Genomic DNA, 22507 nt, shown 5'->3' on the forward strand with positions numbered 1-22507 from the left:
CGGGCGCGGGCGCACGCGCGGCGGCGCTCGGGAACGTGCCGAGCGCGGATGCACGCGCCGCACCGCTGGGAGACGCTTCGAGCGGGGGGCGCGCACCGCTCACGACGGCCTCCTGGCGCTCGGGAACACGTCGAGGTACGCGGGCGCTCCGTCGCGGCCGGTGGCGGCCAGGACGGCGTGCGCGACGGCGCGGCTGAACGCGTCGGCCGCCGCCGCGAGCATGTCCTGGAAGGCGTCGTGGTCGGGGGCGGGGGCCGCGCAGGTGGCCAGGCCGAAGACGGTGTCGCCGTCGGTCATGGTGTGGGCGGGCCTGATCGCCCTGGCCAGGCCGTCGTGGGCGACCGCGGCCAGCTTGCCGCACTGGGCCTTGGTGAGCGTGCGGTCGGTGGCGACGACGCCGATCGTCGTGTTGAACGACGGCGCCCGCACGGGCGCCCAGGCGGCCACCTCGGCGGGGTCGGGGACCTGGAGGTGGCCGAACTCGCCGGGCAGGCCGTAGCGGACCCCCGCGAGCGTGCCGTCGAGAGGGTCGAGTACGGAGCCCGCCGCGTTGACCACGCTCAGCGCGGCCACGGTCGTGCCGTCGTCGAGCACGGCGCTCGCCGTCCCGGCTCCGCCGGCCAGCCCGCCCGCCACGGCCCCGGTGCCCGCGCCCACGCTGCCCTGGCCCGGGACGCCCCCGGCCAGGGCCGCGTCGTAGGCGGCGGCGCCGAAGGAGGGATCGGGGGTGGCGCGGAAGTCGCCGCCGCGGCCGAGGTCGAAGATGACGGCGGCGGGCACGATCGGCACCACGCCGCCCGCCACCGGATAGCCGATGCCGGCGTCGGCCAGCCGGTCCACCACGCCGCACGCGGCCGCGAGCCCGTACGCGCTGCCGCCGGTCAGCACCACGGCGTGCACCCGCTCGACCAGGTTGCGCGGGTCGAGCAGCTCGGTCTCCCTGGTGCCCGGCGCGGCACCGCGCACGTCCACCCCGGCCACCGCCCCGTCCCCCGAGCAGAGCACGACGGTGGTGCCGGTGCGGTGGCCGCCGTCGGTGCGCTGGTGGTGTCCGACGCTCAGCCCGGCCACGTCGGACAGGCAGTTGGCCGGTCCCGGCCGCATCAGTGGTCCCCGGTGAGGAAGCGCCTGGCGGCCTCGGCGAAGACGCGGGTGCAGCGCACGATGTCGTCGATCTCGACGTACTCGTCGGCCTGGTGGGCGATCCACTTGCCGCCGGGGCCGTACACGACGGACGGGATGCCGCCCCAGTGGGTCAGCACGGTGCCGTCGGTGCTGCCCGGCACGCCGCCGTAGACGGGCTCCTCGCCGGTCACCGTACGGTGGGCGGCGGCGAGCGCGGCGACCACGGGATCGGTCACGGGCACGTCCACCGGCGGCCGGTCCACCAGCACGCTCACCTCGGCGGTGATCCCGTCATAGGCGGCCAGCGCGGCGACCCGGTCGGCGATGTCCTTGTGCTCGACGCCGGGGATGGTGCGCACGTCCACGAAGACCGAGGCGACGGCGGGGATGACGTTGACCTGCTCCTGCGAGCCCGCCTGAAGCACGGTCGGGGTGACGTACACCTCGCCGAGGTGCTCGTGGGCGGGGTGGCGGGCCTGCAGCTCGTCCTGCAGCGCGCGCAGCTCGACGAGCAGCGGCCCCGCGGCCTGGATGGGGTTGCGGCCGTGCTGCGGCATCGCGCCGTGCGCCATCTTGCCGGTGAGGTCCACGCGCAGCCGCAGCGCGCCCTTGGCGACGGCGCAGATCTCGCCCGCCTCCGGCTCGGCGACGATGGCGCCGTCCACGTCGGCGGCCAGGCCCTCGGAGACGAAGTGGTGCGCGCCGATCATCAGGCCCTCTTCGTCGGCCAGGGCGCACACCTTGATCCGGCCGGGGAACGGTCCAGCGAGCTGCAGCGCGCGGGTGGCGTAGAGGGTGGCGGCCAGGCCGGACTTCATGTCGGCGCTGCCCCTGCCCCACAGCTTCCCGTCGCGGATCTCGCCGCCGAACGGGTCGACGGTCCAGGAGGACAGGTCGCCTTCGGTGACGACGTCGGTGTGCCCCTCGAACATCAGCGTCGGGCCCGGCCCTCCGCCGCCCTCGACCACGGCGACCACGTTGGGGCGGCCGGGCGCGGCCTCGTACACGACGGGGTCCCAGCCCCACTCGCGCATCTTGGCCGCGACCAGGTCGGCGGCGGGCTGCTCCGAGCGGCCCTTCGCCGGGTCGTTGGTGCTGGGGATGCGTACCAGCGCCTGCGTGAACTCCACCACTCCGTCGGCGTCGACCTCGATCATGTCCATCCCTCCAGCGTCGGTACGGCCTCCAGCAGCGCCCGCGTGTACGGGTGGGCGGGCGCGGCCCAGACGTCGTCCACGGGCCCGGTCTCGACGATCTCTCCCTGCCGCATGACCGCCACGGTCTCGCACACGTGCCGCACCACCGACAGGTCGTGCGAGACGAACACGAGCGTGAGCCCCAGCTCGTCGGCGAGGTCGGTGAGCAGGTTGAGTATCTGCCCGCGCACGGAGACGTCCAGCGCGCTGACCGGCTCGTCGGCGACCAGCACCGCGGGCCTGGGCGCGAGCGCGCGGGCGATGGCGATGCGCTGGCGCTGCCCGCCGGAGAACTGGTGCGGGTAGCGCTCGGCCGCGTCGGCGGGCAGCCCGACGGCCTCCAGCAGCTCGGTGACCCGGTCGTCCACGGGCAGGCCGAGCGCGACGAGCGGCTCGGCGATGAGGTCGCGGACGCGCATGCGCGGGTCGAGCGAGCTGAGCGGGTCCTGGAAGACGATCTGGAGGTTCTCGCGCAGGAAGCGCAGCCTGCGCTCGGGCAGGCCGGTGATCTCCCGCCCGTCGAAGCGGATGCTGCCCGAGGTGGGCCGGTCGAGGCCGCACAGCAGGCGCAGCAGGGTGGACTTGCCGGAGCCGGACTCGCCGACGATGCCGAAGCGCTCGCCGCGGTGCACGGTCAGGGAGACGTCGCGCAGCGCGCGCACTTCCGCGCCGGGCCTGGTCAGCGAGGTGCGGGGGCGGCGGTAGACGCGGGTGAGGCCGGTGACCTCGATCAGCGGGGTGCCTGGCATGTCGCTCTCCCGTCAGTGGTCCGCGCGGTCTTGTGCGGGGTCTGCCGCGGGGTCGTCCGCGTGCTCTTCTGCGGGGTGCCAGCACGCGTACGCGTGGCCGTCGCCCGTGAGGTCCGGCGCCGTCTCGCACTGGGGGGTGGCGTGCGGGCAGCGGTTTCTGAACACGCAGCCGGCGGGGAAGCGCCCGGCTGGCGGCACGCTGCCCGCGATGGTGGGCAGGCGGGTGCCGCGCGGGGTGAGCTTGGAGGCGGCCAGCAGGCCCTGCGTGTAGCGGTGGCGGGGCCGGGCGAAGACCTCGCGCAGCGGGCCCGACTCGACGACGCGGCCGCCGTACATGACGATGACGCGCTCGCAGACGGAGGCGACGACGGCGAGGTCGTGGGTGATGAACAGCAGGGCGGGCGCGACCTCGGCGATCAGCTCCAGCATCTGCTTCTGCACGGTGACGTCGAGCGCCGTGGTGAGCTCGTCGCAGATGAGCAGCGAGGGGTCGTTGGCCAGGGCGATGGCGAGCATGACGCGCTGGCGCTGGCCGCCGGAGAGCTGGTGCGGGTACGAGCGGGCGATCTGGGCGGGCTCGGGCAGGCGCACCTTGTCCAGCAGCTCGACCGCCCGCGCGCGGGCCTCGTCGCGCGGCCTGCCGTGCAGCGTCATGACCTCGGCGACCTGGGCGCCGATCCGCATGAGCGGGTTGAGCGCGGTCATGGGCTCCTGGAAGACCATGGACAGCTCGCGCCCGCGCAGCCGCTTCAGCCGGCTCTCGGGCACGCCCACCAGGTCGTGCTCGCCGAGCCTCGCCCTGCCCGAGGCGGTGACGCCCTCGGGCAGCAGGCCCATGAGCGACAGCGCGGTCAGCGACTTGCCGGACCCGGACTCGCCGATCAGCCCGACCCGTTCGCCGGGCGCGATGCCGAACGACACGTCGTGGACGAGCTCGACGTCGCCGGCGCGGACGGTGAGCCCATCAACGCTCAGCACGGATCCTCCTGAGCTTGGGGTCGAGGAAGTCGCGCAGGCCGTCGCCGAGCAGGTTGAAGCCGAGCACGGCGAGTGCGATGGCGAGGCCGGGCCACAGGGCCAGGCGCGGGGTGGAGAACAGCAGCTCCTGCGACTCCTGCAGCATGCGCCCCCACGACGGGGTGGGCGGCCGGGTGCCGAAGCCGAGGAACGACAGCGCCGCCTCGGCGAGGATCGCGATGGCGAACGACACCGACGCCTGCACGATGAGCACGGAGCCGATGTTGGGCAGCACGTGGCGCAGCGCGATGGCGGGCCTGCGGCGGCCCGCCGCCCTGGCGGCCAGCACGTAGTCGGTCACCATGACCTGGAGCGTGGCGGCGCGGGCCACCCGGGCGAACGCCGGGACCGTGGCCACGCCGATCGCGATCATCGCGGTGAGCGTGCCGGGGCCGTAGACGGCGCCCAGCATGACGGCGAGCAGCAGCGCGGGGAAGGCGAAGACGAGGTCGTTGACCCGCATGATGAGCTCCGACAGCCAGCCGCGGGGCGTCATCCCGGCGATCATGCCGAGCGGGATGCCGAGCGCGGCGGCGATGCCGACCGCGACGATGCCGACGTACAGGGTGGTGCGGGCGCCCACCATGAGCTGGCTGAAGGTGTCGCGGCCGAACTTGTCGGCGCCCAGCAGGTAGCCGCCGCCGGGCTCGCGCAGCTTCTGCGCGGCGTCGACGAGGGTCGGGTCGTGCGGGGTCCAGAAGAACGACACGAGCGCGGCGAGCGTGACGAGCCCGACGAGCGTGCCGCCGACCAGGAGCCCGGCGTTCAGCCTGCCTCTCATCGCAGCCTCGGATCGAGCAGGTGGTAGGCGACGTCCACCACGAAGTTGATCAGCAGGACGGCGGCCACCAGCACCATCACCACGCCTTGGACGAGCAGCAGGTCGCGCCCGGCGACCCCGTTGAGCAGCAGGTCGCCGAGCCCGGGGATGACGAAGACGCGTTCGACGACGACCGCGCCGATGAGCAGCGTGGCGAGCTGCAGGCCGAGCACGGTGACGACGGGGATGGAGGCGTTGCGCAGGCCGTGCCGCCACAGCGCTCCGGTGGCGCCGCGGCCCTTGGCCCTGGCGGTGCGCAGGTAGTCCTCGCGCATGACGTCGAGCACGGCGCTGCGCACGTACCGGGTGAGCACGGCACCCTGGACGAGGCCGAGCGACAGCCACGGCAGCAGCAGGCTCCGCAGCCACTCTCCCGGGCTCTCCGAGATCGGCACGTAGCCGCCGGACGGCAGCGCCTGCGCCTGCACCGCGAAGACGAACACCAGCAGGATGCCGGCGAGGAACGCGGGGACGGCGATGCCGACCTGGCTGAACGCGCTGATGGCGGCGCCGAGCGGGTTGCGGTGGTGCACGGCGGCGAACGTGCCGGCGGGCACCGCCAGCACCAGCGCCACGACCATGCCGCCGAGCACGAGCACGGCGGTGACGCCGAGCCGGTCGGAGATCTGCGGGCCGATGGGCGAGCTGGTCACGTACGAGATGCCGAAGTCCCCTTGGAGCAGGCCGCCCGCCCAGTCGAGGAACTGGGTGAGCGGCGGCCGGTCGGTGCCGAACTGGCGGCGCAGCTCGGCGACCGCCTCGGGGGTGGCGTTGACACCGAGCGCGATCTCGGCGGGGTCGCCGGGCAGCAGCGCCATGAACGCGAAGACCACCACGGCGGCCGCGGCGGTGCTCGCGATGAGCACCGCCAGGCGTTTAAGCAGGTAGAGCGTCACTGTTGCCGGGAGAGTGCGGTGAAGTCGAAGGACTCGGAGATGGCGTTCTTCGGCAGCCCGGTGACGCCCTTCTTCGCCACGATCAGGTTGGGGAAGAGGAAGAGGAAGTCCGCGGCGGCGTCGTCGGACAGCAGCTTGGCGGCCTTCTTGAGGTCGTCGATCTGCTGCTGCTCGGTGCCCTCGTCGGCGGAGGCGAGCAGCTTGCCGAACTCCGGATTGTCGTACCGGAAGTAGTACGACTTGTCGGCAAATATGCCCATGTCGCGGGGTTCGACGTGATTGATGATCGACAGGTCGTAGTCGCCCTTGGTGAACACCTGGTCGAGCCAGCGCGCGGGGAACTCCAGCGGCTCGATCTCGGCGTTGATGCCGACCTGGGCGAGCTGCGACTTGACGACCTGCGCGCTGCTGACCGCGTACGGCAGGTTGGGGATGCGCATCTTGACGTTGTACGTCTTGCCGCCCAGGAGCTGCTTGGCCTTGGCCGGGTCGTACGGGTAGTCGCCGGTGCGGTCCTCGTACCAGGGGTCGGTGGGCGGCACCATCGAGCCGATGAGCTGGCCGCGCCCGGCCCAGGCGGTGTCGAGCAGCGCCTTGTGGTCGATGGCGTGCCGGACGGCCTGCCTGACCTTCTTGTCGTCGAACGGCGGCCGGCCGTTGTTCATCGACAGCACGACCTCGCCGTTGGTGGTGCCCTCGACGGTCTCGAACCGGTTGGGGTCGGCGAACTGCTGCAGCGACTCGGGCGCCTGCACGCTGGAGATGACGTCGATGCCGCCGGTCAGCAGCGCGTTGTTCATCGCCGTGGCGTCCTTGAAGTACTTCAAGGTGATGGACGACAGGGCCGGCTTGGTGCCCCAGTAGGAGGGGTTGGCGTCGAGCCTGATGGAGTCGCCGCGCCGCCAGGCGCCCAGCACGTACGGGCCGGTGCCGACGGGCTTGTTGGCCAGGTCGTCCACGCCGGTGCGGCTGAACATCGCGCCGAGCCTGGTGGCCATGGCGTAGAGGAAGCCGTTGCTCGGCCGCTTGAGCGTGACGACGGCGGTGCTGTCGTCCTTCTTCTCCACGTCGTCGATCACGTCGAGCTGCGACTTGATCTTGAGTTTCCAGTCGGTCTTGACGCGGTCGAGCGAGAAGACGACGTCGTCGGCGGTGAACGGCGCGCCGCTGGAGAACTTCACGCCCTTGCGGAGGGTGAAGGTGTAGGTCTTGCGGTCGTCGGAGACGTCCCACTTCTCGGCGAGCAGCGGCACGATCTTGCCGTCCTGGTCGAGCTTGACCAGTCCCTCGTAGACGTTGACGAGCAGCGCCTGCGGGATGGCGGCGCCCTCGGTGGAGGTGAAGTCGAGGTTGGCCGGCTCGGCCACGAACCCGACCGACAGCGACTGGGCCGCAGAGCCCCCTGTGTCACCGCCGCCGCCACCGCCACCGCCTCCGCCACACGCGGCGGTGGCCAGCAGGAGGCCGCCCGCGGCGAGCCAGATCCCGATTCGCCTCATGTCTTACAGCCTCCTGGCTAGTGCACTGGTCTGACCAGTAGGCTACGCACATTGCCAGTTCAAGACGGCTCGGGTCAAGGGGGCTTACATTGGGTGGTCCGCGCTTTGAGCCCGTACGCGCGGTGCGCGCCTACGAGCGGGTCGTCGAGCAGATCGAAGAGGCGATCGAGAGCGGCGCCCTGTCCCCGGGCGAGCGGCTGCCCAGCGAGCGCGAGCTGATGGTGCAGCTCGCGGTCGGCCGCTCCACCGTACGCGAGGCGCTGCGCGTGCTGCAGGCCCGCGGGCTGGTGCGTTCGCGGCCCGGCGACCCCCATGGCGCGGAGGTGCTGCCGTTCTCACCCGCCGCGCTGCACAAGTCGATGACCACGCTGGCCCGCGTGGAGCAACTGTCGCTGGGCGAGCTGGTGCAGTTCAGGATGGTGCTCGACTCCGCGGCGATCCTGCTGGCGGCGCGGCTGCGCACCGAGGAGCAGCTCGCCGAGATGAACAAGGCGGTGGAGGCGATGCGCGCGGCGGCGGGCACGGAGCCGGGCGCGGCCGACACCGAGGCGTTCGGCCGGGCCGATGTGGCCTTCCACGACGCGGTGGTCGCCGCGAGCGGCAACAAGCTCATTCAGATCTGCACCGACGTGGTACGCCAGATCGTGCTGCGGCAGATCTCCGCCCGCATCGACGCCGCCGACGACCGGCAGGCGCTGATGCGGCGCAGCATCCAGCACCATGAGGAGGTCATCGAGGCCATCAGGGCGGGCGACGGCCCGCTGGCGGCCCGCCTGTCACGCAGGGCGATGTACGACTACTACGCACCTTATGTAAAGGAAAGCGAGACAAGCGCCCTGCGAGCACTCCTGGAGTGATCTGGCCCACAAGGGTGTTATCTTGCCCAGGTGGCGCGCGTGGACCGGGACCGGCTGACTGAGGCTTTTCTGCGCGAGCCGCGCCGATACACCAGTCACCAGGTCGCCGAGATGGCGGGCGTGCCGGTCTATCGCGCGCGGCGCTTTTGGCGTGCCCTCGGGTTCCCCAACGTGCCCGACGACGCGATCGAGTTCACCGATTCCGACGTCGAGGCGCTCAAGACGCTGCTGGGCATGGTCACCTCCGGCGTCTACGACGAGGAGCATGTGCTGCTGACGGCCCGCGCGCTCGGCCAGGCCACGGCTCGGCTCGCCGAGTCCCAGGCCGAGCTGGGCGCGGAGGCGCTGGACCGGGCGGGCGTGCCGCTGGCCGAGCGGCCCAGGGCGTGGCGGCGGCGGGCCGAGCGGGTGGTGCCCGACCTCGCGCGCCTGCTCGTCTACGCCTGGCAGCGCCAGCTCGCCGCCGCCGCGGGGCGCATCGCCGAGCAGGACATGAGCGCCGTACGCCTGTCGGTCGGCTTCGCCGACCTGGTGGCCTTCACCCGGCTGAGCCGGCAGATCACCGCCGCCGAGCTGGCGAAACTCATCGACAGGTTCGAGGGGCGCTCGGCCGACATCGTGACCTCCACCGGCGGCCGGGTGGTCAAGACGCTGGGCGACTCGGTGCTGTTCGTCTCCGAGAAGGCGCACGTCGCGGCCGAGATCGCGCTGAAGCTGGTGGAGACGCACGCGCGCGGCCGCGACATGCCCGAGCTGCGGGTGGGCCTGGCGTCGGGGCCGGTCATCTGGCGCATGGGCGACGTGTTCGGCACCACCGTCAACCTCGCCAGCAGGCTGACCGCGCTGGCGCTGCCCGGCAGCATCCTCGCCGACCCGCAGCTCGCCGAGGAGCTGGAGGGCGATCGCGCGTTCCGGCTGCGCGAGGTGAACCGGCTGTCGGTGCGCGGGCTCGGCGAGCTGGCCCCGTACACCGTGCTGCGCGCCGAATCCACCTGAGCCGTCCGCGCCTCAGGCCGCGCCGACTCCACGTGAGCCCTCCACGCCTCCGGGCGGCCCGCGCAGAACTCACCTGAGCCGTCCGCGTTTCCCGGGCAACCCGGGTCGGCGGACGATGCGTCTGTACCGGCGACCGGCAAGGGCGGCGGAAGGCATATCAAGGTGGCAGACAGGGCGATATTCGATGATTTCGTGGCATCGCGCACGGATCGGCTGTTACGTACCGCGTACCTGCTGACCCGGGACTGGGGCGTCGCCGAGGACCTGCTGCAGGAGTCGCTGGCCAAGGCGTGGTTCGCCTGGCCGGGCATCGATGAGCCCGAGGCGTACGTGCGCAAGGTGCTGGTGACCACGTACACCTCCTGGTGGCGGCGGCGCTGGCGCAGGGAGCTGCCCAGCGACGCCCTGCCCGAACAGCCCGTCGAGGATCGAGGCGACTCAGGGCGCGAGGAGGTGTGGCGGGCGGTGGGCCGCCTGCCCGCCAGGCAGCGCGCGGTGATCGTGCTGCGCTTCTACGAGGACCTGCCGGTGAGCGAGGTGGCCAGGCTGCTGGGCTGCGGTGAGGGCACGGTCAAGAGCCAGACCGCCAAGGCCCTGGCCAAGCTGCGCGTGGACGAGTCGATCATGAAGGAGTCATACCGATGAGCGTGGAGGATCTCCGTGACGTCCTGCGCGAGCGGGCGGAGGGTCCGGCGCCGGCGAACCCGTACCGGTCCGAGCAGGTCCGCGAGCGGGTGCGGCGGGTCAGGCGGCGGCGCACGGTCGCCACGGTGACGTTGGCGGGGGCCGCGACCGCGGTGACCGTGCTCGCCTCGGTGGCGGTCACGGGCGCGCTCCAGCCGGGCGGGCGGGACGCGGCGTCCGTGCCGCGGGTCGACGACGGCGGGGCTGAGCTGCCCGCGTACTACGTCTCGCCCGACGGCACGGCGTACCGGCGGCTGGAGGAGGCCATGGTGGACGCCCGGGGCGAGAAGACGACGATCACGGTCACGAGCACCGGGCGTCCTTTGGAGGCGGCCGTCATGTGCGGCAGGGATCCGTTCGCGATCGCCCCTGAGGTGCTCGTGAACGGGCGGCCGGTGGAGTCGCCCGGAATCGCCTGCGCGGGCCCCGGCATGCAGCTGCGCCCCCTGGAGGTGCCCGCGGGCGCCGGAGAGGTGACGGTCACCTTCGACACGACCGGTCCCGCCTGCGTGCGCAGGACGGAGCACGGGCCGTGCACGCCCGAGCGGCCGCGCGGGGGCCGCTGGAAGGTGGCGGTCTACGACTGGACGCCGCCGGAGCGCCCCGTCAAGCCGCGCCCCGTCACGCTGCCCGACCGCCTCGACGGCGCGAAGCGGATCAAGGGGTTCACCGGCACGTGGCCGGGCGACGGGTCCTACGAGACCACGGTCACCGCTCCCGGCCGCTACACCATCGAGCGGGACTGCTCGGGCGACCTGGGCGATCGGCTGTGGTTCAAGTACTGGATCGACGGCGTCGAGTCGCCCTCCCTCACCGGGTGCGGTGCGCGCTCGCTGGGCGCGGACGCGTTCACCGTGCGCAAGGGGCAGAAGGTGAAGGTCCAGGTGCGGGTGGGGCTGTGGGGAGCCGCCACCAACCGGCCGGTGGCATGGGCGGTCGCGCTCTACCGGAAGTGAGGCCGTACGGTGGTGCACCGTACGGTGATCGCGAAACGGAAAGGGGGCGGCCGATGGTCCGGCGCGCCGCGATGGAGGGCGAGCCGCTCGGCGACGAGGCGCTGCTCGGCCTGGAGGCCCGCTACGGCCACTTCACCGCCATGCAGGTCGCCGGCCGCCGGGTGCGCGGCCTGGAGCTGCACTTCGACCGTCTCGAGCAGGCCGGGAAGGAGCTGTTCGGCGCCGGTCCCGGCCGCGAGGTGGTGCTGGCCACGATCCGGGCGGCGCTGGGCGACGCGCAGGACGCGAGCGTACGGGTCCACGAGGTCGAGGTGGCGGGCAGGCCGCGGGTCATCGCCACGACGGCCCCGCCGCATCCGCCGCTGCCCGGCCCGCTGCGCGTCACCCCGGTCGTCTACCAGCGCTACCTGGCGCACATCAAGCAGGCGTCGGGCTTCCAGCAGCCGCACATCCTGCGTACGGTGAACCGTGCCGGCTTCGACGAGGCGCTGCTGACCACCGAGGACGGCCTGATCAGCGAGGGCGCGATCACGAACCTGGGCGGCTTCGCCAGCAGCAGGCTGATCTGGCCGGACGCGCCGAAGCTGCACGGCATCACCATGCGGCTGCTTGAGCGGATGGAGGTGCCGCAGGAGCGCCGCCCGCTGCGGGTGCCCGACCTGGCGGACTTCGACCTGGTGTTCCTGTGCAACTCGTGGGGCGTGATGCCGGTCGGCGAGGTGGACGGCACGAAGCTGCGCCTGGACGCCGGGCTCGCCGAGCGGGTGCTGGCCTACTACGAGGGCGTCCCGGGCGACCCGGTGGATTGATCCGGGAGCCGGGGGCGTTGCACTGGGACGTGACCGGCTCGTTGTACTCGATCCTTGACCGCTCGCTCGTCCGCCGGGGCTCCACGCCCGCCGAGGCGCTGCGCGAGACCGTGCGCTTCGCCCGGCAGGCCGAGGACCTGGGCTATCACCGGTTCTGGGTGTCGGAGCACCACAGCGTGCCCGGCGTGGCGGGCTCGGCGCCGACCGTACTGGCGGCGGCCGTGGCCGCGGCGACCTCCCGCATCCGGGTGGGCACCGGCGGCGTGATGCTGCCCAACCACCGGCCGCTGGTGGTGGCCGAGCAGTTCGGCGTGCTGGAGTCGCTGTATCCCGGCCGGGTGGACATGGGGCTGGGGCGCTCCGTGGGGTTCACCGGCGGCATCCGCAGGGCGCTCGGGCATGGCAAGGACGACGCCGACCGCTTCGGCGAGCAGCTCGACGAACTGCTCGGCTTCTTCACCGGCGGCCAGACCGCCTATCCCGGCGTGCACGCGCTGCCCGCCGAGGGGCTGCGGCCGCAGGTGTTCGTGCTGGCCATGGGGGCGGGCGCGGAGATCGCGGCCGCGCACGGGCTGCCCATGGTGATCGGGGCGGGCTCGCGGATGCTGGACGCGGTGGCCCGCTACCGTGCCGGGTTCCGGCCGTCGGCGTGGGCGGCGCGGCCGTACGTGATGATCGCGGTGAACGTGGCGGTCGGCGCGACCACGGAGGAGGCGGCGCTGCTGCAGCTCCCCGAGGCGTGGGCGACCGCGCGATCGCGCACCAGCGGCTCGTTCCCGCCGCTCATCCCGGCCGAGGAGATCGCCGCGATGGAGATGACCGAGCGGGAGCGCTCCTACCTGGAGCAGTCGCTGAAGGGGCAGATCCACGGCACCGAGCGTGAGGTCGCGGTCGCGCTGGGCTCACTGGTGCAGGCGAGCGGCGCGGACGAGGTGCTGATCACCATGAACACCTACGATCTGGACCGGAGACTCGACTCCTACCGGCGGCTCGCGGCGCTGTTCACGGGTTAGGATCGCCCGAACATCGCTCTGCGACTGAAGGGTGCCCCCATATGACCCGTCAGCACACCATCGGTGACCTCCTGCGGCGCTCGGCCGCCCGCCATCCCGCCAAGACCGCGATCGTCTTCGGCGATCTGCGCCAGAGTTACGCCGACCTGGACCTCATGGTGAACAGGACGGCCAACGCGCTGGCCGCGCGCGGGGTGCGCAAGGGCGACAGGTTCGCCGTCTTCAGCCACAACAACCACGCCTTCGTCGTCGCCTACTTCGCCCTGGCGCGGCTGGGCGCGATCTCCGTGCCGGTCAACTTCATGCTGGGGGCCGAGGAGGTGGCGTACATCCTCGAACACTCCGGCGCGACCGGGATCCTGGCCGAGGAGGCGCTGCTGCCGGTCGCGCGGGAGGCCGTGAACGAGCGGGTGACCGTACGCGGGGTCATCGGGGCCGAGCAGGACGGGTGGGAACCGTTCAGCGCCTGGTCGTCCCACGACGACGACTCCGAGCCCGCCGTGGAGATCGCCGACGACGACCCGATCCAGATCATGTACACCAGCGGCACCGAGTCCCGCCCCAAGGGCGCCGTGCTGTCCAGCAGGAGCCTCATCTCCCAGTACGTCACCTGCATGGTGGACGGCGAGATGAGCCACGACGACGTCGAGGTGCACGCCCTGCCCCTCTACCACTGCGCGCAGCTCCACTGCTTCCTGACGCCCGGCATCTACCTGGGCGCCACCAACATCGTGCTGCCCGGCGCGAGCCCCGCGGTCATCCTGGCCACGATCGAGGGCGAGCGCGCGACCAAGCTGTTCTGCCCGCCCACGGTGTGGATCTCGCTGCTGCGCCACCCCGACTTCGACCGCCGCGACCTGTCCTCGCTGCGCAAGGGCTACTACGGCGCCTCGATCATGCCGGTCGAGGTGCTGAAGGAGATCGCCGCGCGGCTGCCGGACGTGCGGCTGTTCAACTTCTACGGGCAGACGGAGATGGCTCCGGTGGCGACCATCCTGCGCCCCGAGGAGCAGCTGACCCGCCTCGGCTCGGCCGGGCGGCCGGCGCTGAACGTCGAGACCAGGATCGTCGACGACGCCGACCGGCCGGTGCCGCCCGGCACGGTGGGCGAGATCGTGCACCGCAGCCCGCACGCCATGCTCGGCTACTGGAACGACCCGGACAAGACCGCCGAGGCGTTCCGCGGCGGCTGGTTCCACAGCGGCGACCTCGGGGTCATGGACGCCGACGGCTACCTGTCGGTGGTCGACAGGAAGAAGGACATGATCAAGACGGGCGGCGAGAACGTCGCCAGCCGCGAGGTCGAGGAGGCCATCTACCAGCATCCGGCGGTGGCCGAGGCGGCCGTGTTCGGGGTGCCCGACGAGAAGTGGATCGAGGCGGTGACGGCCGCGGTGGTGCTGCGGCAGGGCTCTGAGCTGACCGCCGGCGAGCTGATCGGGTTCCTGCGGGGGCGGCTCGCGCCGTTCAAGACGCCCAAGCGGGTGGTGTTCGTGGACGCGCTGCCGAAGAACGCCTCCGGCAAGGTGCTCAAGCGGGAGCTGCGCGACACCATGGCATAGACGCCCGCGATTGCGGAAATATCGCGACCCATGTGGCTTTGACCAGGCGTTGCCCGCTCGGTTCCCGGGAATCTCCATCCGGCGACGACTTCACCTCAAGTCCCGGACCGACCGGCCGTGGAGGTCCCGACCGAGAGAGGCCGCATGCCGAGTCTGCCTGACCGCCTGCACCGCACGTTCTTCCGCGCCCTGTCCCTGCTCTCCCCCAAGGGACAGGGCCTCGTCCTGCGCGGCTACTTCGAGTGGCGGCACCGGACGCCCGACCCGTGGAGGCTGGCGACCGACGGCTACGAGCAGCAGAAGTACCGGGTGACGCTCACGCACCTGCCGCCCAGGCCGTACCGGCGCATCATCGAGGTGGGCTGCGCCGAGGGCGTGTTCACCGGGACGCTCGCCGCAGCGTACCCCGACGCGGAGATCACCGGGGTGGACGTCTCCGAACGGGCGCTGGCCCGCGCCCGGGCGCGCGTGCCGGAGGGCGGGCGGGTCCGCTTCATCCAGGCCGACATCCTCACCCACCGCCCCGAGCCCCGCTACGACCTGGTGTTCTGCTCCGAGACCCTGTACTACCTGGGCCGCCACGAACGGCTGCGCCGCGCGTCCGAGCAGCTCAGCGCGCTGCTCGCGCCGGACGGGGTGCTGGTGGCGGTGCATCCGTGGCCGGAGGCGAACCGGCTGCACGGGTATCTGGACGTCTGCGGCACGCTGACCCGGCTCAGCGAGGAGGTCTACGCGGCACCGCCCCGGCCGTTCGCCGTCACCGTCTGGTCGCGCGGACCCGGCTGATCGTCTCCGGGGAGCCGCTCCACCTCCTGATCGCCCGGACCCGGCTGATCGCCTTCAGGCCGCCTGACGGCTGTCCGGTCACGCGCGCCTGGCCGATCCCCCGCAGGCCGCCTGTCGAGCGCCTGCACCCACTTCACCGCGACCGCCGCGACCTGGATCAGCTCCCTGCGCAGCCGCTGCGGATCCTCCTCGGCGAACGCCTCCATCACCTCCTCGGCCAGGATGTGCCGCCACGTCAGCCCGCCGGCCCGCGCCGCCGTCTCCGTCTCATCGCGTGCCGCATCGGCCGCCGCCACCGTGCCATGACCGCCGGTCCCGTCGGGCAGCACCTGCATGCCCCACCGCTCGTCCTGCGCCACTCGCTCGTCCCGCACCTCCGCGAGCACCCGCGCCAGCGACCCCGGCACTCCCGCGTCCCCGTCCTGCTGTCCCATGCGCCCCAGTCTCCCGCAGCTCTGCCCCGCACACGCGCGGCCTCCGGCCGTCCTCAGCCGCACAGGCCCCGCCTCCCCCAGCACTCACTCACCCGCACCCGGTGTGGGCGTCCTGGGCGGGCGGAAGCCAGGGGTATGCAGCGGAAGGGCGGACAGGGCGTGGTCGCGGAAGGCGCGGGCGGCCGGGGTGAGGCCGTCGCCGGCGCGCCAGCTCATGCCGATGGTCCGGAACAGCGGCGGCGACAGGGGGATCTCGATGACGCCCCCGGCGGGCGGCTGGTCGGCGTGCGGCAGTACGGCGACGCCGAGCCCGGCGGCCACCAGCCCGCGTACGGTCTCCGACTCCTGCCCCTCGAACGCGATGCGCGGCTCGAACCCGGCCGCGGCGCACAGGTCGTCGGTGATCTGCCGCAGCCCGTATCCGGGTTCGAGCGTCACCAGCTCCTCCCCCGCCAGCTCGGCCGCCCGCACCCGCTTCCTGGCGGCCAGGCGGTGCGTGGGCGGCACCGACAGCACCAGCTCCTGGTCGGCGATCGGATGGCTGACGAGGTCGGGGTCGTCGAGCGGCATGGGGGCGACGAACACCAGGTCGATCTCGCCGTCGCGGAGCGCCCGCAGCATGTCCTGGCGCGAGCCCTGCGCCAGGCTGAAGCGTACGCCGGGGTTGCGCTCGCGGAACGCGCCGATGAGCGAGGGCACCAGCGTACGGCCGAGCAGGTGCAGGAACCCGAGGACGATACGGCCGGTGGCGGGGTCGATTTCCTCGCGGACCTCACGGACGGCGGCGGTCACGGCGGTCAGGGCGCGGCTTGATGCGGCGGCCAGCGTACGCCCCGCCCGGGTGAGGCGGATGCCACGGCCCGACGGGAGCGTGAGCGGGGCGCCGACCAGTTCGCCGAGCACGGCCAGGCGGCGGCTCGCGGTGGGCTGGGGGATGCCGAGGAGCTCGGCGGCGCGGGTCACGTGGCCGGTCTCGCCGACGGCGGCCAGCAGGGCGAGCGACGGGGCGAGCCGGGCGGCCAACCTGTCGTCGGATTCATACGTCACAGCATGAATTATCAGCTATCTCCGTATTGGACGTATTGTTCCCGCCGACCTAGCGTGCTGAGCGTGGCGGTTTTGCGTGGTTCCTCCCCTGATGACACCCGGCGGGTCAGCGCGGCCGTCGCCGCGGCGGGCCTGTCGTCCTTCGCCCTGCTGTACTCGCCGCAACCGGTGCTGCCCCAGCTTGCGGCCGCGTACGGGCTGGATCCCGGCAGCGCGTCCCTCGCGGTCGGCGTGGCCACCGGGTCGCTCGCCGTCGCGGTGCTGCCGCTGGCCTGGCTGGCAGGCCGCGTGGGGCGGCGGCGGGTCATCCTGTGGGCGGTGCTGGTGCCGGCGCTGCTCGGGCTGCTGCTGCCGCTCGCGCCGTCGTTCCCTGTGCTGCTGGTGCTGCGGGCGGCGCAGGGGGTGGCGATCGCCGGGTTCGCCGGAGTGGCGGCGGCCTACCTGGCCGACCAGCTCGGCACGAGCCGGCTGGCGGGCGCGGTCGGCGCGATGATCGCGGGCAACTCCGTGGGCGGCATGCTGGGACGGCTGGGCGCGGGCTTCGCCGCCGGACCGCTGGGCTGGCAGGGTTCGCAGTTCGCCGTCGCAGCAGTGGCTCTGATTTGCGCGGGGTTCGCCGCCGCCACCCTGCCCGATGGAAGCGCGACCGAGACGACCAAGACCGGGAACGGGGCGAGAGCCAGGGCCGGCACCGAGGCCGAAGCCGGAACCGCGGCTGGGCCTGAGGCTGCGGGGCGCACGTGGGCGGTGCTGGGGGTGCCCGTCGCGGTCGGAGGGCTGGCCATGGGGGCGTTCGTGGCCGTCTACAACGCGGCCGGGTTCCGGCTGGCCGCGCCGCCCATCTCGCTCAGCCCGGCCGCCGCATCGCTGGTGTTCTTGTCGTACGCGATGGGCACGATGTCCTCGGCCGCCGCCGGACGGCTGACGGCCCGCCTGGGCAGGACGGCCGCGCTGGTGGCCGCCCTGGGCGTGACGGCGGCGGGCTCGGTGCTGACCGCCCACTCCTCACTAGCCGTCATCGTCACCGGTTTCGCGGTCCTGACGGCCGGGTTCTTCGCGGCGCACGCCATCGCCAACGCCTGGGTCACCGCCGACGCTCCCCCGCGCGCCCGTGGCCGCGCCGCCGGCATCTACACCCTCTGCTACTACCTGGGCAGCGGCGCGGGCGGCACTGCGGGCGCCATCGTGTACGGGCACGCGGGCTGGCCTTGGCTGATCGCCATGACGTGCGGCTGGCTCCTGCTCGCCGCCCTCCTCGTACTCACCGCCCGCCGCGCAAGCCCGCCCCGCAGGGTCGTCGAAAAGGCCGCCCCAGCCGTCAAAACCGGCCAGGACGCCTGAGACGCGCTTGCGGCCCGCACCGCCCGAGACCAGGCCCGCTCCCCAGGAGTGCCGCGACACCTGAGAGCGGGGCCGTCAGGACCGGCCGCGGCCTTTAGGCGCGGCCTTCCCGTGTCCTGCGCCCGGCGCGGCGAGCGAGTGCGCCAGCGCGTCGCTGAGCCAGGTGATCGTGTGGCCGACCGTCACGGAGGTGCCGCTGACCTCGCCCACCAGCCGCCAGTAGCGGCGCACGCGGGGGTCGTGGTCGGCCGCGAGGACGCCGAGCAGTTCGCGCCGGAACTCCGGGGTGTCGGCGCGGCGGCGTACACCGGCGTGGGCGGCCACGAACCGGTCGAGCTCCGGCCCCGCCCCGGGTGGCTCGCCCGCCACGACCAGCGGCTGTGCCAGGGCGACGGCCTCGGCGACGCCGTGCATCAGCTCGTTCTCGTCGGTGATGGCGCGGGCGTTCTCCCGTGCCCTCGCGCGCAGGACGCGCGTCAGCGAGCGATCGCCGACGAGGGCGACGAGTTCGGCGTACGCGACGACCTGTGCAGGAGCCGGATCGGCCGGAGGCGGCGGGGCGGCCATGGCGGCGAACGAGCGGAACAGCTCGTCGGAGACCGGCAGGACCATTTGCAGCCGCCAGAAAGCGACCAGCCGCTCGCGCGCGGCCTCGGCGTCCTCGACGGCGGCCAGCAGGGCGAGCCTGGCCGCCTGCTCGGCGGCGGGCCCGGCCTCCTCGATGGCCCGCAGCCGGGCGCGTCGCCAGGCCAGCTCGCGCAGCCGTACGTCGAGGGCGGCGCGCTCGTCCGCCACCGCCCGCGCCAGCGTGGTCTCGCCCTCCAGTACCGCGCCGATCGCGCTCAGCCCGAGCCCGAGCCCGCGCAGCCGCCTGACCAGGGTGAGCCGCTCGACGGCCGCCCGGTCGAACCTGCGGTGGCCGCCCGCGCTGCGCACGGACGCGATCACGCCCTCGTCGCAGTAGAAGCGGATGGTCCGCACGGGCACGCCGGTGAGCCTGGCCAGGTCGCCGATGGCGAGCGTCTCGTCGCGAAACGGCACTTGAACCTCCACCCGGGTGGAGTTCCTACGCTACCGGCGATCTCGGCCAACGGAGCGAGGAGTGGGTGGAGACCATGACGACCCTGGAGCCGGACCGGCTGGTGGAAGGGCTGCGGGAGCAGACGGCGGCGTTCGGCCGCGCCGTCGCGGGCGGCGACCCGGAGGCGAAGGTGCCGGCCTGCCCGCAGTGGCGGCTGCGCGACCTGGTCGGACACGTGGGACAGGCCACCCGCTGGGCGGCCGGCCTGATCCGCGCGGCGAGCACACCGCCGCCCCTCTCCCACCCTGCAGACGGTCTGCCGGACAGTGGGCAGGCCCGCGCGGCCAGCGCATCGCCGCCTCTCCCCGACCCACTCGATGACCCACCGAGCAACGGGCAGGCCCGGGCGACGCGTGCGCCGCTGCCCGTCCCCGATCCGCATGACGGCCTGCCGGGCTCGCCCGCCGCATGGGGTGCGTGGCTGCGGGACGGGGCAGAGGAGCTGATCGCGGCCGTACGGTCGGCGGCGCCGGACGCGCCCGTCTGGTCGTTCACGGGTGCGGTGCCGCCTGCCTTCTGGCTGCGCCGGATGTTCTGCGAGACCGCCGTACATCATCACGACGCGGCGACCACCACGGGCGTGGCCTACGCGATCGCCGACGACCTGGCCGCCGACGTGATCACCGAGGCCCTGGAGCTCGTGACGGCGCCGGGGGTGGAGGCGTTCAAGCCGGAGCTGGCCGCGCTGCGCGGCCGGGGCGAGCGGCTGGCGGTGCGGGCGGACGGCATGCCCGGCTGGCTGATCACCAGGACGCCCGGCGGGCCCCGGTGGGAGCGGTCCGATACGGAGGCCGACGTGGTGGTGTCGGGTCCGGTGGCCGAGTGCATGCTGGTGCTCGCGCGGCGGGTGCCGCCTCGCCGGGTGGGCGGTGACCTGGCGCTGCTGCGGCACTGGCTCGGCCACACCGCGTTCTGAGCGCTGTTGCGGGCAGCCCTCTGAGCCCGATGGTCAGGCCGATGAGATGCCCCGTCGCCGCCACGCCGGTCCGAGCGCTGGATCGAGGTCAGGCGTCGAGGTAGCGCAGGATCGCCAGCACGCGGCGGCTGTAGCCGGGGTCGCGGGCGGGTCGAGCTTCTCCATGATGGCGTTGGCGTGCTTCTCCACGGTGCTGAGCGAGACGTGCAGGCGTTCGGCGATGGCGGCGTTGACGAAGCCCTCGGCGAGCAGGCGCAGCACCTCGCTCTCGCGGGGGCTGAGCGTGCTCAGCGGGTCCGTACGGGCGGCGCGGGCCATCAGCCGGCGCACCACCTCGGGGTCGAGTACGGTGCCGCCGGCGCGGACGCGTTCGAGCGAGTCGAGGAACTCGGCCACCTCCGAGACCCGGTCCTTCAGCAGGTAGCCGAGCCCTTCCGCGGGACCGGCCAGGAGGCGGGCGGCGTAGTGCTGCTCGACGTACTGGGACAGGACGAGCGCCCCGACCTCCGGCAGCCGCTCGCGGATCTCCAGGGCCGCCCGCAGGCCGTCGTCCTTGTGCCCCGGCGGCATGCGCACGTCGATGACCGCCACCTCGGGCCGGTGACGCTCGACGGCGTCGAGCAGCGCGGGCGCGTCGCCGACGGCGGCCACCACCTCGTGGCCCGCGTCGTCGAGCAGCCGGGTCAGGCCCTCGCGCAGCAGCACGGAGTCGTCGGCGAGTATCACGCGCACGGCGGCGCCTTCGGCAGCGTGGCGCGCAGGCCCAGTTCGTCGAGCGCGGTCGGGTAGACGCGCCAGGCGACGCTGCGCAGCTCGTCGAGGAGGCGACGCGACTCGGTGTACGCCTGGGCGACCAGCTCGGCCATGCGGTCGTGGTCGCGGGCGTGCCGGGCGCGGCCGAGCAGCATGGCCAGGGCGACGCCGCGCTGCTGCACGCCGTCGTGCAGGTCCCGCTCGATCCTGCGGCGCTCGTCGTCCACTGCCTCGACGATGCCGGAACGGGTGGCGGTCAGCTCGGCGATGCGGGCCCGCATCAGCTCCTGGGGTCCTGGGCCCAGGAAGTACGTGGCCAGGCGGCGTTCGAGCGCGGCCATGGCCAGGAGCAGCAGGATGGACACCGCGAGCAGCACCGCGCCGCCGCCCACGCCGAGTATGCCGCTGCCGGTGACGAGCCGGACGCCGGGCAGCTCGAGCGCCGGGACGAGCGCCGCAGGACCGGCCATCGCGAGGAAGGCCAGCTCGGCCAGCCCGAGCGGGACGCCCATGAGGACTCCGGCGAGGGCACGGGCGATCCGGCTGCCTGACACGGCCGTGAGATCTATGCCGCCGCCTGCGCCCGGACCAGACGCCCCAGCACCGGACACGGCTCCCCGTCTCGGCTCCGGGCGCGGGTTCCCTCCCGGAGCCGGCACCGGGCGCAGGTTCCCTCCCACAGCCGGCGCCGGACGCGGGAGGGGTCACGCGTCGCGCCGGTGCAGGACGGTCAGGCCCGCCGCCATGGCCGGAGCCGTCCAGGCGAGCAGCCAGGCCAGCCCTTCCCCCGCCGAGTACGGGATCGGCCCTCCGGTCAGGTTGCCGGCGCTGTCCATGAACGCCAGCCCGGCGAACATCGGCATGCGCAGGGACGCCTCGACCGCGAGCCCGGTGCCGGTCATGGTGAGCAGCAGCGGCAGCCCCATGAGCAGCATGAACACCACGGAGAGCGTGCCCGCCGCGCTGCGCATCGCGACCCCGACGCCCACGGTCATGACGCCGACGAGCGCGAAGTAGACGCCCGTGCGGAGCAGGTCGAGCGCGACCTCGCCGGGCGGCAGCACGACGAGGTGCCCGAACGCGTCGAGCGACAGCAACGAGGTGGCCGACACCACGGCCTCGCTGGCCGGGATGCGCACTGCGCCGCCCTCGCGTACGGCGTCGGTGGCGTTCGCGCCGGCCAGCGTGGCGGCGGCGAGGACGCCGAGCACGACCGCGCAGGCCAGGCACCACCAGGTGGACCTGACCGACCACGCCTTCACCCATTCCGCGGCGACGGCCTGCGGCAGGGCCCGCGTCACGACGCGCGCCGGCGTCGAAGGTGCGATCCGGCTCATACGCCCGCTCCGTACTCGACGCTGCCGGAGGTCAGCTCCTGGTAGACCTGCTCGAGTGAGGCATGCCTGGTACGCAGCTCGTGCAGGCGGACACCGGCCTCGTACGCGAGGTCGCCGACGCGTTCGACGGTGGCGCCGGTGACCTCCAGCTCGTTCTCCCCGAGGCGCTCGACGGCGAGCCCGGCCGCGCGCAGCCGGTCGGCGAGGTCCCCGGCGTTCCCACCCGCCGCACCGGGATGCCGTTGCTGCGGGCCAGCGCCGTCAGGTGGGCGTGCCCGCTGCGGCCCGGGTGCACGGCGCGCGCGTCGAGCAGCGCCCCGACCGTGCGCAGCGGGTTTTCCATGCGGTGATACGGCAGGCCGCAGACGAGCGCGGTGCCCGCGGTGGGCCGGTCGAGGCCGAGCACCAGGCGCATGGTGGTGGATTTGCCCGCGCCGTTCGGGCCGAGGAAGCCCGTCACCTTGCCCGGCCGCAGCTCCAGCGTCAGATCGTCCACGGCGAGGCGGTCGCCGTAGCGTTTGGTCAAGCCCTGCAAACTGATCACGGCGCTCACGCTAGGAGTGGAGGACGGCGCGGACCATGGGGGCGATCCGCCGACCTCGATGGCGGAAAACCGTAAACGGCGGCGGACCC

Annotated in this window: 22 protein-coding genes and 2 pseudogenes; 10 read left to right on the plus strand and 14 right to left on the minus strand. The window is 73.3% G+C overall.

Features of this window, described 5'->3' with window-relative positions; all coding sequences use genetic code 11:
* Positions 1-99 precede the first annotated feature (99 nt).
* From WBK31_RS19650 to WBK31_RS19680, 7 genes are read right to left on the minus strand one after another with little or no spacing between them, the layout of a single operon-like run.
* Positions 100-1104 carry a P1 family peptidase gene (locus tag WBK31_RS19650; protein WP_406675372.1) on the minus strand — a complete coding sequence of 335 codons (1005 nt, stop codon included), beginning with the start codon at positions 1102-1104 and terminating at the stop codon, positions 100-102.
* Positions 1104-2288: a M20 family metallopeptidase gene (locus WBK31_RS19655; protein ID WP_406675373.1), complete on the minus strand. Its 1185-nt coding sequence runs from the start codon at positions 2286-2288 to the stop codon at positions 1104-1106. The genes WBK31_RS19650 and WBK31_RS19655 overlap by 1 nt, the downstream gene beginning before the upstream one ends.
* Entirely contained in the window at positions 2279-3070 is a 792-nt protein-coding gene (locus WBK31_RS19660; protein WP_364053517.1) for an ATP-binding cassette domain-containing protein, read from the minus strand. The genes WBK31_RS19655 and WBK31_RS19660 overlap by 10 nt, the downstream gene beginning before the upstream one ends.
* Before the next feature lie 12 nt (positions 3071-3082).
* Complete coding sequence (locus WBK31_RS19665) at positions 3083-4048, minus strand: ABC transporter ATP-binding protein (RefSeq protein WP_406675374.1); 966 nt, start codon at positions 4046-4048, stop codon at positions 3083-3085.
* The gene (locus WBK31_RS19670) at positions 4035-4868 is read right to left on the minus strand and encodes an ABC transporter permease (RefSeq protein ID WP_364053523.1); all 834 of its coding nucleotides are present in this window, start codon (positions 4866-4868) and stop codon (positions 4035-4037) included. The genes WBK31_RS19665 and WBK31_RS19670 overlap by 14 nt, the downstream gene beginning before the upstream one ends.
* The gene (locus tag WBK31_RS19675) at positions 4865-5803 is read right to left on the minus strand and encodes an ABC transporter permease (RefSeq protein WP_364053526.1); all 939 of its coding nucleotides are present in this window, start codon (positions 5801-5803) and stop codon (positions 4865-4867) included. Before WBK31_RS19675 ends, WBK31_RS19670 begins: the two co-directional genes overlap by 4 nt.
* Positions 5800-7302 (minus strand): ABC transporter substrate-binding protein, encoded by a 1503-nt coding sequence (locus WBK31_RS19680; protein WP_378788160.1) that lies wholly within the window; start codon positions 7300-7302, stop codon positions 5800-5802. The genes WBK31_RS19675 and WBK31_RS19680 overlap by 4 nt, the downstream gene beginning before the upstream one ends.
* 122 nt (positions 7303-7424) lie before the next feature.
* Here WBK31_RS19680 and WBK31_RS19685 point away from each other — a divergent pair, with 122 nt between their 5' ends.
* The 8 genes from WBK31_RS19685 (at position 7425) to WBK31_RS19720 (ending at position 14965) form a co-directional block, all read left to right on the plus strand.
* Positions 7425-8159 carry a FadR/GntR family transcriptional regulator gene (locus WBK31_RS19685; protein WP_406675375.1) on the plus strand — a complete coding sequence of 245 codons (735 nt, stop codon included), beginning with the start codon at positions 7425-7427 and terminating at the stop codon, positions 8157-8159.
* Between the two features lie 30 nt (positions 8160-8189).
* On the plus strand, positions 8190-9155 hold the full coding sequence (locus WBK31_RS19690; protein ID WP_378788158.1) for an adenylate/guanylate cyclase domain-containing protein: 966 nt from the start codon (positions 8190-8192) through the stop codon (positions 9153-9155).
* A 162-nt stretch (positions 9156-9317) separates the two neighbouring features.
* Complete coding sequence (locus WBK31_RS19695; RefSeq protein ID WP_364053538.1) at positions 9318-9800, plus strand: SigE family RNA polymerase sigma factor; 483 nt, start codon at positions 9318-9320, stop codon at positions 9798-9800.
* Entirely contained in the window at positions 9797-10795 is a 999-nt protein-coding gene (locus WBK31_RS19700; protein WP_406675376.1) for a hypothetical protein, read from the plus strand. The genes WBK31_RS19695 and WBK31_RS19700 overlap by 4 nt, the downstream gene beginning before the upstream one ends.
* A gap of 53 nt (positions 10796-10848) precedes the next feature.
* Positions 10849-11604, plus strand: coding sequence for an aminotransferase class IV (locus tag WBK31_RS19705; RefSeq protein WP_406675377.1), 756 nt, complete (start codon positions 10849-10851; stop codon positions 11602-11604).
* A 29-nt stretch (positions 11605-11633) separates the two neighbouring features.
* Entirely contained in the window at positions 11634-12617 is a 984-nt protein-coding gene (locus WBK31_RS19710) for an LLM class flavin-dependent oxidoreductase (RefSeq protein WP_364053547.1), read from the plus strand.
* A gap of 41 nt (positions 12618-12658) precedes the next feature.
* Entirely contained in the window at positions 12659-14179 is a 1521-nt protein-coding gene (locus WBK31_RS19715; protein ID WP_406675378.1) for an acyl-CoA synthetase, read from the plus strand.
* A 144-nt stretch (positions 14180-14323) separates the two neighbouring features.
* On the plus strand, positions 14324-14965 hold the full coding sequence (locus tag WBK31_RS19720) for an SAM-dependent methyltransferase (RefSeq protein WP_364053553.1): 642 nt from the start codon (positions 14324-14326) through the stop codon (positions 14963-14965).
* Here the strand turns inward: WBK31_RS19720 and WBK31_RS19725 are convergent.
* Together WBK31_RS19725 and WBK31_RS19730 are read right to left on the minus strand one after the other, a co-directional pair.
* The gene (locus tag WBK31_RS19725) at positions 14908-15399 is read right to left on the minus strand and encodes a hypothetical protein (RefSeq protein WP_364053556.1); all 492 of its coding nucleotides are present in this window, start codon (positions 15397-15399) and stop codon (positions 14908-14910) included. The genes WBK31_RS19720 and WBK31_RS19725 overlap by 58 nt on opposite strands.
* 84 nt (positions 15400-15483) lie before the next feature.
* Positions 15484-16446, minus strand: a complete 963-nt coding sequence (locus tag WBK31_RS19730) for a LysR substrate-binding domain-containing protein (protein WP_378788150.1) — start codon at positions 16444-16446, stop codon at positions 15484-15486.
* Between the two features lie 63 nt (positions 16447-16509).
* On the opposite strand from WBK31_RS19730, the gene WBK31_RS19735 reads away from it, so the two are divergent.
* The gene (locus tag WBK31_RS19735; RefSeq protein WP_364053562.1) at positions 16510-17787 is read left to right on the plus strand and encodes an MFS transporter; all 1278 of its coding nucleotides are present in this window, start codon (positions 16510-16512) and stop codon (positions 17785-17787) included.
* Between the two features lie 75 nt (positions 17788-17862).
* On the opposite strand, the gene WBK31_RS19740 is transcribed toward WBK31_RS19735, so the two are convergent.
* Positions 17863-18828 carry a MerR family transcriptional regulator gene (locus WBK31_RS19740; protein WP_364053565.1) on the minus strand — a complete coding sequence of 322 codons (966 nt, stop codon included), beginning with the start codon at positions 18826-18828 and terminating at the stop codon, positions 17863-17865.
* Between the two features lie 74 nt (positions 18829-18902).
* Here WBK31_RS19740 and WBK31_RS19745 point away from each other — a divergent pair, with 74 nt between their 5' ends.
* Positions 18903-19784 (plus strand): maleylpyruvate isomerase family mycothiol-dependent enzyme, encoded by an 882-nt coding sequence (locus WBK31_RS19745; RefSeq protein ID WP_406675379.1) that lies wholly within the window; start codon positions 18903-18905, stop codon positions 19782-19784.
* 88 nt (positions 19785-19872) lie between these two features.
* Here the strand turns inward: WBK31_RS19745 and WBK31_RS19750 are convergent.
* The 4 genes and pseudogenes from WBK31_RS19750 to WBK31_RS19765 all read right to left on the minus strand — a co-directional run bounded on the left by WBK31_RS19750 (position 19873) and on the right by WBK31_RS19765 (position 22418).
* Positions 19873-20516: pseudogene (locus tag WBK31_RS19750) on the minus strand (response regulator).
* Complete coding sequence (locus WBK31_RS19755; protein ID WP_406675380.1) at positions 20507-21049, minus strand: histidine kinase; 543 nt, start codon at positions 21047-21049, stop codon at positions 20507-20509. Before WBK31_RS19755 ends, WBK31_RS19750 begins: the two are co-directional and overlap by 10 nt.
* A 192-nt stretch (positions 21050-21241) precedes the next feature.
* Positions 21242-21874 carry a hypothetical protein gene (locus WBK31_RS19760; RefSeq protein ID WP_406675381.1) on the minus strand — a complete coding sequence of 211 codons (633 nt, stop codon included), beginning with the start codon at positions 21872-21874 and terminating at the stop codon, positions 21242-21244.
* Positions 21871-22418: pseudogene (locus WBK31_RS19765) on the minus strand (ATP-binding cassette domain-containing protein). Before WBK31_RS19765 ends, WBK31_RS19760 begins: the two are co-directional and overlap by 4 nt.
* Positions 22419-22507 lie beyond the last annotated feature (89 nt).

The organism is Nonomuraea sp. N2-4H, from assembly GCF_045291505.1.
GTDB classification, from domain to species: domain Bacteria; phylum Actinomycetota; class Actinomycetes; order Streptosporangiales; family Streptosporangiaceae; genus Nonomuraea; species Nonomuraea fastidiosa.